Annotated in this window: 13 protein-coding genes; 5 read left to right on the plus strand and 8 right to left on the minus strand. The window is 43.4% G+C overall.

Annotated elements, in window-relative coordinates:
- The 5 genes from A5N85_RS10470 to A5N85_RS15725 all read left to right on the plus strand — a co-directional run.
- Nucleotides 1-221 (plus strand): DUF2523 family protein (locus A5N85_RS10470; protein ID WP_072577176.1); only part of this gene is annotated, 221 nt, incomplete at its 5' end.
- Nucleotides 218-1,132, plus strand: a complete 915-nt coding sequence (locus A5N85_RS10475) for a zonular occludens toxin domain-containing protein (RefSeq protein ID WP_072577177.1) — start codon at nt 218-220, stop codon at nt 1,130-1,132. The genes A5N85_RS10470 and A5N85_RS10475, both read left to right, overlap by 4 nt.
- An 8-nt stretch (nt 1,133-1,140) precedes the next feature.
- On the plus strand, nt 1,141-1,485 hold the full coding sequence (locus A5N85_RS10480; protein ID WP_072577178.1) for a hypothetical protein: 345 nt from the start codon (nt 1,141-1,143) through the stop codon (nt 1,483-1,485).
- A 283-nt stretch (nt 1,486-1,768) separates the two neighbouring features.
- The gene (locus A5N85_RS10485; protein WP_072577179.1) at nt 1,769-2,740 is read left to right on the plus strand and encodes an IS110 family RNA-guided transposase; all 972 of its coding nucleotides are present in this window, start codon (nt 1,769-1,771) and stop codon (nt 2,738-2,740) included.
- A 375-nt stretch (nt 2,741-3,115) separates the two neighbouring features.
- Nucleotides 3,116-3,256, plus strand: a complete 141-nt coding sequence (locus A5N85_RS15725; protein WP_169818657.1) for a hypothetical protein — start codon at nt 3,116-3,118, stop codon at nt 3,254-3,256.
- 129 nt (nt 3,257-3,385) lie between these two features.
- Here the strand turns inward: A5N85_RS15725 and A5N85_RS10490 are convergent, their stop codons facing one another.
- The 8 genes from A5N85_RS10490 to A5N85_RS16185 all read right to left on the minus strand — a co-directional run.
- The gene (locus A5N85_RS10490) at nt 3,386-4,915 is read right to left on the minus strand and encodes a catalase (RefSeq protein ID WP_072577180.1); all 1,530 of its coding nucleotides are present in this window, start codon (nt 4,913-4,915) and stop codon (nt 3,386-3,388) included.
- A gap of 99 nt (nt 4,916-5,014) precedes the next feature.
- Complete coding sequence (locus A5N85_RS10495) at nt 5,015-5,371, minus strand: hypothetical protein (RefSeq protein ID WP_072577181.1); 357 nt, start codon at nt 5,369-5,371, stop codon at nt 5,015-5,017.
- A 5-nt stretch (nt 5,372-5,376) separates the two neighbouring features.
- Nucleotides 5,377-6,402 (minus strand): tRNA (adenosine(37)-N6)-threonylcarbamoyltransferase complex transferase subunit TsaD, encoded by a 1,026-nt coding sequence (tsaD, locus tag A5N85_RS10500; protein ID WP_072577182.1) that lies wholly within the window; start codon nt 6,400-6,402, stop codon nt 5,377-5,379.
- Between the two features lie 7 nt (nt 6,403-6,409).
- Complete coding sequence (locus A5N85_RS10505) at nt 6,410-7,378, minus strand: RnfABCDGE type electron transport complex subunit D (RefSeq protein ID WP_072577183.1); 969 nt, start codon at nt 7,376-7,378, stop codon at nt 6,410-6,412.
- Nucleotides 7,375-9,366, minus strand: coding sequence for an electron transport complex subunit RsxC (gene rsxC, locus A5N85_RS10510; RefSeq protein ID WP_072577184.1), 1,992 nt, complete (start codon nt 9,364-9,366; stop codon nt 7,375-7,377). The genes A5N85_RS10505 and rsxC overlap by 4 nt, the downstream gene beginning before the upstream one ends.
- The gene (rsxB, locus tag A5N85_RS10515; protein WP_425451172.1) at nt 9,353-9,901 is read right to left on the minus strand and encodes an electron transport complex subunit RsxB; all 549 of its coding nucleotides are present in this window, start codon (nt 9,899-9,901) and stop codon (nt 9,353-9,355) included. Before rsxB ends, rsxC begins: the two co-directional genes overlap by 14 nt.
- A gap of 2 nt (nt 9,902-9,903) precedes the next feature.
- A complete protein-coding gene (gene rsxA, locus A5N85_RS10520) occupies nt 9,904-10,479 on the minus strand; it encodes an electron transport complex subunit RsxA (protein WP_072577185.1) in 576 nt (191 codons plus the stop codon).
- A 306-nt stretch (nt 10,480-10,785) separates the two neighbouring features.
- On the minus strand, nt 10,786-11,013 hold a 228-nt coding region (locus tag A5N85_RS16185), incomplete at its 5' end, for a transposase (protein ID WP_072577186.1).

Consider the following 11,013-nt stretch of genomic DNA (forward strand, 5'->3'; position numbering starts at 1 on the left):
TCGCTGCGCTCGGTATCGGTTTCTTTACTTATAAAGGCGTAGTTAATTTAGTTGATGAAGGTATTGCCCGCTTGCAGCCTTTGTTATCTCAATTGCCTGCTGCTGTCCTTGATTTATTAGCCATTGCTGGCGTACCTGAGGGCTTATCTATCATTGTGAGTGCATTAGCAACCGCTGCTGCCTTCCATGCTGCAAAAGTATTTGTAGGAGTTGTGACATGATAACGCTAATGACCGCCGTTCCCGGTTCGGGAAAGACCTTATACGCTATTAGCCTCATTGATGAAGCTAATAAAGCAGGTCGGGCTGTGTATCAAAACATCGACGGCTTAAAGCCTGAAATGTTTGATAACCCAAGCATCATATACGATGCCCCAGCAGATTGGCGCGATACTCCCGACGGCAGCCTAGTAATTTATGACGAATGCCAACAACCGCACCTCTATCCAGCAAATGCCAAACGTGGCTTAGTTGAGGATGAGCGCCTTACGGCAATGGAAACTCATCGTCATACAGGGCATGACCTCGTATTCATTACGCAAGCCCCTACATTCGTCCATCATCACATACGCAAACTTACAGGGCAACATATCCACTTCTACCGTGCCAGAGGCATACAAGGTGCTATGCGTTATGAATGGTCGCACACTTGCGATAGTCCTAATGACCGCAAGGAACAACAACGCGCTGATAGTGTGATGTGGAAATTCCCCAAACAATACTATGGCTACTACAAAAGCGCGACCATTCACACGCACAAATTCAGTATGCCCGTAAAACTGAAAATCCTGCTTTGCTTTCTTATTCCCGCAATTTTGTATCTTGGTTATCGTTTTAGCAACTTTTCAATGTTTTCTCCAGAAAAACAGGAAACTATTCAAGAACAGCAAGCACCACAAACGACAATACCTACATCAGACAAGGAAAATAAAGACGTACCCGACTCGCCTTACAACTGGACGAACACGCCCGAAACTGTGCCAGTGATGGGCTGTGCTGCAAATCGTAAAATAAACAGATGTATGTGCTTTGGTGCAAACGGTGCTACATTACATATGCCTCATGCGCAGTGTTTGACTGTCATTGATAGCCCGCTGCCCAGAGGTATAACAGTTAAACAACAAAGTTATTGAGAGGATTTATGCGATTATCTAAAGCCGTTTATTTGACAAGTGTTCATAATGGACTTCATTCCATTAAGCGCTGTGTCGAACTGTCTAACAAATTTAATAATGATTGCTCACAATTAAAATTAGAAACTAGTGAAGAAGATAAACAGAAACATTCTGAGTTGCTTGCAAACTATAATGCTGATGTTAGCAGAGATATTTATTATTATCACAATGATTTAGCAAATTTAGCGAAATACCTTGAAGACATTCACCAAATTTACGGCAGTCGCTTAGAGCGTAATTTATGGGCATTTGGGGGCTGGTTTTGTGGCAGTTTTGCTGCGTTCCTGCTGGTTCGGTATGTATTTCATTGACCCGAAAGGGTAGTTTATTCCATCCCCTTCTGTAGAAAAGACCCTGTTTTTTTGCGCTTGTCAAGGGCGTTTGAGCATAGCGAAAACGGCGCAGCTTCCCTTGACAAGCACAGCAAAAAATAAAGGGTATGATTTACAGAAGGGGAGGAATAATAAATCGTTTTTGCCTGCATCAATTATTATTGACATGAAGCATGACTTCGAAATATAGATTTGATGATGCAGGCATTTTTAATTCCTACAGTATCTTGGCGCAAGACGCCGCATTCATAAGGTTACCCTCATGATTTACGTTGGCTTGGATATCTCAAAACACACAATAGACGTTTGCGAACTCAACGGCGATAACGCTAAAAATTATCAGCTTGACAATAGTCCAGTTGGGTATGATGAACTGATAAAAAGACTGAATAAGCTAACTGATGAAATCCATGTGTGTTGTGAATATACAGGTATCTACTATTACGCGATAGCTAACGCTCTATATCAAGCAAATATCACCATAAGCGTTGTTAACGCATACAGCATAAAATCCTATGCTCGATTAACTCTAAGTCGTACAAAAACAGATAAACAAGACGCCAAACTGATTGCACAATATTGCAAAATCAACCAGCCTGAACCGTGGCAACCGCCCAAACAACAAGCACAAATACTGAAAACTTTGACACGGCGACTAGAACAATTAACAAAATTGCGCACTATGGAACTCAACCGCCAGAAAGTTGCTGAAACTTGCGTATCTGAATCTATTGATATCATATTGAACGCATTAAACCAAGAAATTGACCGAATAGAACAACAATTACAAAACTACATCAACCAATCCGCAGAACTCAATAACCAACAACAGCGACTTACCACTATTACGGGAATTGGTAAAAAAACTGCCAATCTACTGCTATCGGTATTGTGTGAGATTGAACGATTCCCTACACATAATCACTTGGTGAGCTACCTAGGCTTATCGCCAATTATCGTTGAATCAGGCAGCAGCGTGCGGGGCAAAAGCCGAATATCTAAGATGGGCGATAAATTTGTTCGCAAAAGTTTGTACTTACCAGCAATGACAGTCTGTAGACGGTCAAAATTATTCAAGCCGTGGTTTGAATATCACCAGTCTAGAGGTAAACATCCTAAGCAAATATACGTCATGATGATGCGTAAATTAATCATTTATGCTTATCATGTTATAAAACATGATACTTGTTTTGACCCAAATAAGATTCAATTTCATAAAAATAATAATATTTAAAATCAAGTAGATAAAAAATATTATTTTTTGATACTTGCGTTAAAACACAGTATCTATATTGATACTTTATTCTTTTATCTGCTTTGGATTGGATTGGGTTTTAGGTGATTTCACTATATCTAAAAATCTAAAATTACATACAGATTTTAAACAAAGTATCAATACAATCTATCTTTAATGACCGCCAAATATGTTTCAGTTTTGCCTACTTCTTCTCAATCGGATTTAAGTCTGGACTGTAGGCTGATAACCAAAGGATTTGATTGATGCCCTGTATTTTCAATGAACTCTTTTATACTTTCCTGTTTATGAAATGATCGGAGACTCATCAATCTGAGAGAATAAGACTATGAGTAGTAAAAGATATCCCCGGAAATGAAAGAAAAAGCCGTTCGTCTACTGATCGAAGTTGAAGACGATTACCCATCAAGATGGGTGATCATTGAGGTTGTTGCACCCAAAATCGGCTGTGGTAGTGAGACTGAAATGCCTCCATTAGGAGGCATTTGGGAATAGGTTGAAAGAACCTTTATGGACACGCTGATTAACTTGTTTTTTGCAAAAGTCCAAAAATAGCTGATTGATTTTATCAGGAATAAAATCCTAGATGTTCTGCTTTGCGAGTTAATCAGCGGTTTCTTATGTTTAGAGTAAACCTGGCTGTCCTAGCGCTGGATCATTTTCACGGGCTTTTTGCGCGTCTTCTACAGTCATGCCAAGCGCTTTAGCAACGCCTTCACCATAAGCAGGGTCACAGGCGTAGCAATTACGGATATGGCGGTATTTGATAAAATCATACGCATCGCCCATTGCACGAGCGGTATTTTCAAACAAGACTTGTTTTTGTGCATCGCTCATCAAATTAAAGAGCGCACGCGGTTGACTGAAATAGTCGCTATCATCTTCGCGATAATCCCAGAAATCAGCATCGCCGTGGATTTTGAGCGGTGGCTCACGATATTCTGGCTGCTCTTGCCATTGTTGGAAGCTGTTTGGTTCGTAATGTGGCAAGCTGCCGTAGTTGCCGTCCATACGCCCTTGACCGTCGCGTTGGTTACTATGTACAGGGCAACGGGGTGCATTAGCGGGGATTTGGTAATGGTTGACACCTAGGCGGTAGCGTTGTGCATCGGCATAGTTGAATAAGCGTGCTTGTAGCATTCTGTCAGGTGAGGCGCTGATGCCAGGAACAAGGTTGCTCGGTGCGAAAGCGGCTTGTTCGATATCCATGAAGTAGTTGTCTGGATTACGGTTGAGCTCAAACTCACCCACTTCAATCAATGGATAGTCGCCTTTTGGCCAGACTTTGGTGAGGTCAAATGGATGATAAGGCACTTTTTCCGCGTCCATTTCAGGCATGATTTGCACATACATTTTCCATTTCGGGAAGTCGCCACGTTCAATCGCGTCATATAAATCGCGCTGATGGCTTTCTCTATCCATGCCAACAAGTTTCGCTGCCTCTTCATCAGTGAGATTTTCGATGCCTTGTTGAGTGCGGAAGTGCATTTTTACCCAAAAACGTTCGTTGTTGGCATTGATAAAGCTGTAGGTATGTGAGCTAAAGCCGTGCATATGACGGTAGCTTTTTGGAATACCACGGTCGCTCATCACTACGGTCACTTGGTGTAGGGCTTCAGGTAGTAGTGTCCAGAAATCCCAGTTATTATTAGCACTGCGCATATGGGTGCGTGGGTCGCGTTTAACGGCTTTATTGAGATCGGGAAATTTGCGTGGGTCGCGGAGGAAGAATACAGGCGTGTTGTTGCCAACCATATCCCAATTGCCTTCTTCGGTATAGAATTTGAGCGCAAAGCCACGAATATCACGCTCAGCATCAGCTGCACCACGTTCACCAGCAACGGTAGAGAAGCGCGCAAGCATTTCGGTTTTTTTACCGACTTCACTAAAGATTTTCGCGCAAGTGTATTTTGTGATGTCGTTGGTGACGGTAAATGTGCCGAATGCGCCAGAGCCTTTAGCGTGCATACGGCGCTCCGGAATGACTTCGCGTACGAAGTTAGCGAGTTTTTCGTTTAGCCATAAGTCTTGCGCTAGTAATGGACCACGAGGACCAGCGGTGAGGCTGTTTTGATTATCAACGACCGGTGCGCCAGCGTTGGTGGTGAGGTGCGTAACGGGACATTTTTTAGGGGTATTGTCATCTTGCTTCATAATGATGCTCCTGTTTTAAAATAGATGACTACTATACCGATTTTTTGGAAATAGTTTTGTAAAACTTGTTAATTATTATAAATCATTCTTATTTGCTTATCAGTAACGTGGTGGGGTTCTTAGGATATGCCAGCCGTCCTGACGTTTATTTAGACGAAAATAAGCATTGGCAAAGCCGCCTTTAACGGGATAGATAAGGGTTTCATAGAATTGTCCATAGGCAAAGACTTCACCTTGAGAGTAATCAGAGGCAAAAAGAATGTAGATGTTTTGGTCGGGGTAATCAGGGTCGGGAAGCGTGAGTGTGGCTTCTTTTTGGATAGGGATGCAGCTTTGTTTGAGGGTTGACCATTGTTGATATGGGGTGTTTGGACAGCTTGCCGATGATAGTAGCGTATTTTGCTGACAGGCTGACAATGAGAATGTAAATAAAGCTAAATACAGTTTATGGTTCATAGGTTTTATTGATAGAGTGGCCAACGGGCTTTAACTGGGATATCTAAAGGATAGTGATAACCTTTTTCAATATGATAAGAGGCAGCGTGTGCTATCATCAAAGCATTATCTCCACAAATATGCAATGGTGGGAAAAAGACTTTTTTGTTTTCTGCTTTAGCAGTAGCTTGTAGTCTTTCTCTTAGTACTTTATTGGCAGAGACACCGCCAGAGATGACTAAGTCGTGATAGCCAGTCGCTTTCCAAGCGCGACGGCATTTAATGATTAAGGTATCGACAATGGTTTTTTGAAAACTCGCAGCAATATCTGCGTAGGTTTGTCGGTCATTCGGACTATCAGCGATAAGCAGTCGAACGTGGGTTTTTAGTCCTGAAAAACTAAAGTCCATTCCGGGGCGATTGACCATTGGACGGGGCATTTCAAAGCGTGTTGGATCGCCTTCTTGGGCTAAAGCAGCAAGTTCAGGACCGCCCGGGTAAGGAAGTCCCATAATTTTGGCGGTTTTATCAAAAGCTTCGCCAACGGCATCGTCTAAGGTTTGGCCCAATAGGCGATATTTTCCAACACCTTCTACTGCTAAAAGTTGCGTATGTCCGCCAGAAACCAATAAGGCAATAAAAGGAAATTCTGGCTTTTCTTCTGCTAAGAAAGGAGACAGTAAATGTCCTTCCATGTGATGAATGGGAAGTGCAGGACAATTAAGGGCATAAGCCAAACTACGTGCATACGCTGCGCCTGTCATTAAAGCACCTAGCAATCCCGGTCCGGCCGTGTAAGCAATCAAATGGATATCAGATAAACTGAGTTGCGCTTCTGATAAGGCTTCATTCAGCAAAATAGGTAGACGTTTTAAATGGTCTCTTGCTGCCAATTCAGGCACGACGCCGCCAAAGGCGCGGTGCATGTCGATTTGGCTAAAGACGCGGTTGGATAGTGCGCCACGATTGGGATTATAAATGGCGATACTGGTTTCATCACAAGAGGATTCTACCGCGAGAATGTTACAGTCAGAAGAAAGAGAAGTGTGCATAGGGATTTTAGCGATAACGTGGTGGAGTTAAGCTGTCTAAAATAGGAACAGCGGCATTAGTCAGTAATACAGAAAAAGCAAATCCGTCGGGAAAATTTCCAAGATTACGAATGCAAATAGTGATGATACCAATGAAAGCCGCATAAAGGATACGTCCAAAAGGAGTAGTTGCAGCACTGACAGGGTCGGTTGCAATAAACCATGCGCCGAAAATCAGCGCGCCGCTCATTAGCTGAGCAAAAGGATTAAGATAATTTTCTGTATTGATGAACCAGAATAGGGTAGCTGTGATAAAGGCAGATAGAAGAACGGTTAGCGTAATCCGCCAGTCTAAATAGCGTTTAATCGCTAACCATATGCCGCCAATTGTCCAAGCAATCGCTAATAAAAAAGTAGAGCGTAAATGTGGTGCTTGACTAAAAGCACTGGCAACAGGCGTTTCCGCAATGCGTAATTGGCGACTGTGGTCTAAAATGGTTGCGCTGGTTGTGGCATCAATAGGAGAAAAAAGACTCCATAAATCTAACGGATTGACAAGATGTTGCCCCATTTGCGCAGGAAAGCTAATGAGTAAAAAGCAATAACCTACCATAGCAGGGTTAAAAGGATTCATTCCTAAGCCGCCATAAAGTTGTTTGCCAAAGATAATGGCAAAAGCAACGCCAAGGATGACCAACCAAGGGGAAACAGAAACGGGTAAAGAGAGTATCAATAAGGCAGCGGTCAGGGTGGCGCTACCGTCTTTTAAGGTAGCAATAATTTTATCGCTACGTCCTCTCATGCCTAAAATTGCAGCTTCGCTCATCCAAGCGGTAACCGCAGCTAAAATGAGTAAGCCTATCCAACGTGAGCCTTGTGTAAAGAGCAGGATGAGAATGCCCGGTAATAAAGCGAGTAATACCGTCCACATAATACGGCTAGTGCTAGGAGATACATGAATTTGCGGGATAATGGGGTGCGGCTTTACGATTTTCATTCTTGATTAGGGGGTGTAGCGTTTTGACGGGCTTTTCGGCGTGCTTCCGCTTTTGCACGAGCAGCGGCGAGTTTGGCTTCTCGCTCGTCGGCGGAGGCGGTATTTCCGTTGTTGGGTGGGTTGTCGTTAGTTTGTGATTGTCGTGCTTGTTTGCGTGCTTCGGCTTTGGCACGGGCAGCAGCAAGTTTGGCTTCGCGTTCGTCGGCGGAGGCGGTATTTTCGTTATTTAGTGGATTGTTTTTTTCTGCTTGACGAGCAGCACGACGCGTGGCGGCTCTGGCTTTTGCGGCTTCAATCGCGGCACTTTTATCTTTGGCGGAGGTGGTTTCGGTGGCTGAATGTTTAGATAAAGGTTCTCGACTACCTGTGGTGGGGTCAAAGTTATTAGGAGATTGATTTTGATTGGCGGATTGTGCTTGTTTGCGTGCAGCCGCTCGAGCTTTAGCGGTTTCGATAGCAGCGGTTTTGTCGTGTTCGGAGGGAGTGACATTTTGTTGTGCCGCGCGCTTTTGTAATGCGGCGCGTTTGGCTTCCATTTTGGCTTGTCGTTCTTCGGCTTCTCTTTTGAGTCGCGCTTCTCGTGCTTCATGGCGAGCTTTGGCACGTTCAGCAGCGATTTGCTCACGCTGTTGGTTCTTAATATGGGTTTTGCTTTGGCGGTATTGCTCAACTAACGGAATGCTAGAAGGACAAACGCTTGCACAAATGCCGCATTCTATGCAGTCAAAGAGCCGATAATGTTGTAGTTGTTCGATATTTTGATTGCGGCTATACCAATGGAGTTGTTGTGGCATGAGAGACATCGGACAAGCCTCAGAGCAGCGTGCGCAACGAATACAATCTAAGGATTCAGCTTCACGAGGGTTAGGCAATACGAGTAAACAGTTAGTCGTTTTATTGATACCTGCGCTTAAAGCGGTTTGTGGTTCGCCCATCATGGGACCGCCAATGAGTAAATGGCTATTTTCTGGCATTCCTCCTGCTGCTTCTAATAATTCTTGAAGCGGTGTGCCTAGACGGACGATGCGATTGTGTGGGTGGGAAAGATTTTCACCAGTGATGGTGGTATAGCGTTCAATGAGAGGTTTGCCAAGAATAATGGCGTCGTGGACGGCTTTTAAAGTCGCGCTGTTATGGACGATTAAGTCGTAATCGCTTGCATGGTGATTACTCGGTATGCGTAAGTTAAAGAGTAATTCAATGAGTTGGCGGCTATTACCGCTAGGATACTTGGCGGGGACGACGCTGAGCTGAATACGGGTATCGTTTGTTTGCGCTATGGCAGTTTCTAGTGCGACAATGGCTTGAGGTTTGTCGTTTTCTATGCCAATGCGAATATGGCTAGCGCCTATGATATGTGCCGCTAATTGCGCACCGCGAAGAATATCGGCAGCGTGTTCACGGATTTGGCTGTCATCACAGGTAATATAAGGCTCGCATTCGGCAGCGTTGACTACTAAAGTTGGCTCTATTGGGGTATCGTGATTTTTTTTACCACGAGAAAAACCAGATAATTTCCGAGCAGTCGGGAAGCCTGCACCGCCTAAACCGGCGATGCCACATTGCTCAATGCGCTTGAGTAAGGCATCAATAGGCGATGTTTCATTTAATGGCGGAAGTGGTGCGATATGGCAATCTTTACCATCGCTTTCCAAAATGATGCTTAAAGCCGCTTCTGATGAACGATGAATATCGGCAATCGGCGTAATGGCTTTGATGATGCCGCTGGTGGGGGCATGTAACATTAAACCAGCAGAAGTAGAGGGACGCGCTAAGACTTCACCGCCTAAAACCCTTTGCCCTTCTTCAACAACTGGCTCTAACCAATTATTATCCCGCTGTCTTAAGCTAAGATGATATTCGGCTGATAAGGGATGAAAGGTGGCAGGTGTTTGTGTACTTTTAGCCTTATGGGCTGGAATGTGTAATCCCCCATGAAAACGTTTTGGTTTTGCGCGCGCACCAAATAGGAAATCAAGCAGACGCATCTGACTCTCCCGTATTTGGTGCTTGCCATTGCCATAAGGTAGCATCACGCGGTTTCATCACGATACAGTTAACAGGACAAGGCTCTACGCATAATTCACAACCTGTGCATTCATTTGCGATAATGGTGTGCATTTTTTGATTACTGCCCAAAATAGCATCCACTGGACAGGCTTTAATGCAACGTGTGCAGCCGATACACCAGTCCTCAATAATGAACGCAACTTGTGGTGGCTTTTCCACGCCACGCTCTTCATCTAAAGGCTTAGGTTCCACGCCGAGTAAATCGGCGAGTTTTTCTACGCCTTCTTGTCCACCCGGCGGGCAGCGGTTAATATCTGCTTCGCCATTGGCAATCGCTTGTGCATAGGGTTTGCAACCCGGAAAGCCGCATTGACCACATTGCGTTTGCGGTAAAACGGCTTCTATTTTTTCTGCTAAAGGATCGCCTTCTACCTTAAATTTTTGTGCAAAAAAACCAAGCAATAAGCCAAAAACAGCCATCAAAACAATCAGCGCAAAAATAGCGACAATAATACTCACGCCCAGCCCCCAAAGCCCATAAAAGCAATCGCAAGGATGCCAGCGCTAATAAGGGCAATCGGTGTGCCTTTAAAAGGCTTGGGAATATCAGCGGCTTCTAATCGCTCTCGAATGGCGGCAAATAAAATCAGCACTAAGGTAAAGCCTGCCGCTGCCCCTAGTGCATAAAAAGCAGATTCAATGAGGGTATGCTTTTGCGCAGAGTTTAATAGCGCCACGCCTAAAACAGCGCAATTCGTCGTGATTAAAGGTAAATAAATGCCTAAGACGCGATGCAGTAGAGGGCTTGTTTTTGCAATAAATAATTCTGTTAAGCCAACCAATGCGGCAATCGCCACAATAAAAGCAATAGTGCGTAAAAATTCAATATGATAAGGAATGAGTAGGTAAGTATCGATGAGGTTAGCTGTACATGCAGAAAGGGTTAGGACAAATGCAGTGGCTAATCCCATACCCAATGCAGTATCGAGCTTCCGTGAAACACCCATAAAAGGACACAGCCCTAAAAATTGGCTGAGCACAAAGTTATTCACCAGTGTTGTTGCAAATAAAATGGTAAAGTAATGAGACACGATATTGCTACTTCTAAAGTAAGTCTTTATTGTAACGCAATGTAACCATTGCTGCTAAATTGTTAAAAAATGCTTCTGATGAAATTATTTGGCGCTATACGAACTAAAACTCACATGCCGAGACTTTTTCAATACTCTAAAAAATAAGAAAAATTCAATTTTCTGAATTGTGAAAATATATTAAAATTAGGTAGTGGTTTGAAAAGTATGCTGGAATATTATCAAATAATCCAATGGTAGTTAAGCATTTAAGTATCAATATGTTTAAAGAAGTATTTTTTTGTAAGAGTATGTTTAGCATACCTTTCAAACTATAGTGTAATCATCTAAAGCCCAACCCAATCCAAAGCAGATAAAAGAATAAAGTATCAATACAATCCATCCGCCATTCTTTGCTATTTGCTTAATCCAAGCCCACATCTTTTCAATGGGATTTAAGTCTGGACTATAAGGGGGTAACCAAACTATCTCATGCCCATGCTCTTCAATGATTGCTTGAATATCACTGCGTTTATGAAAAGCGGCATTGTCCAT

The sequence above is a fragment of the Suttonella ornithocola genome, assembly GCF_001889065.1.
Taxonomy (GTDB): Bacteria; Pseudomonadota; Gammaproteobacteria; order Cardiobacteriales; family Cardiobacteriaceae; genus Suttonella_A; species Suttonella_A ornithocola.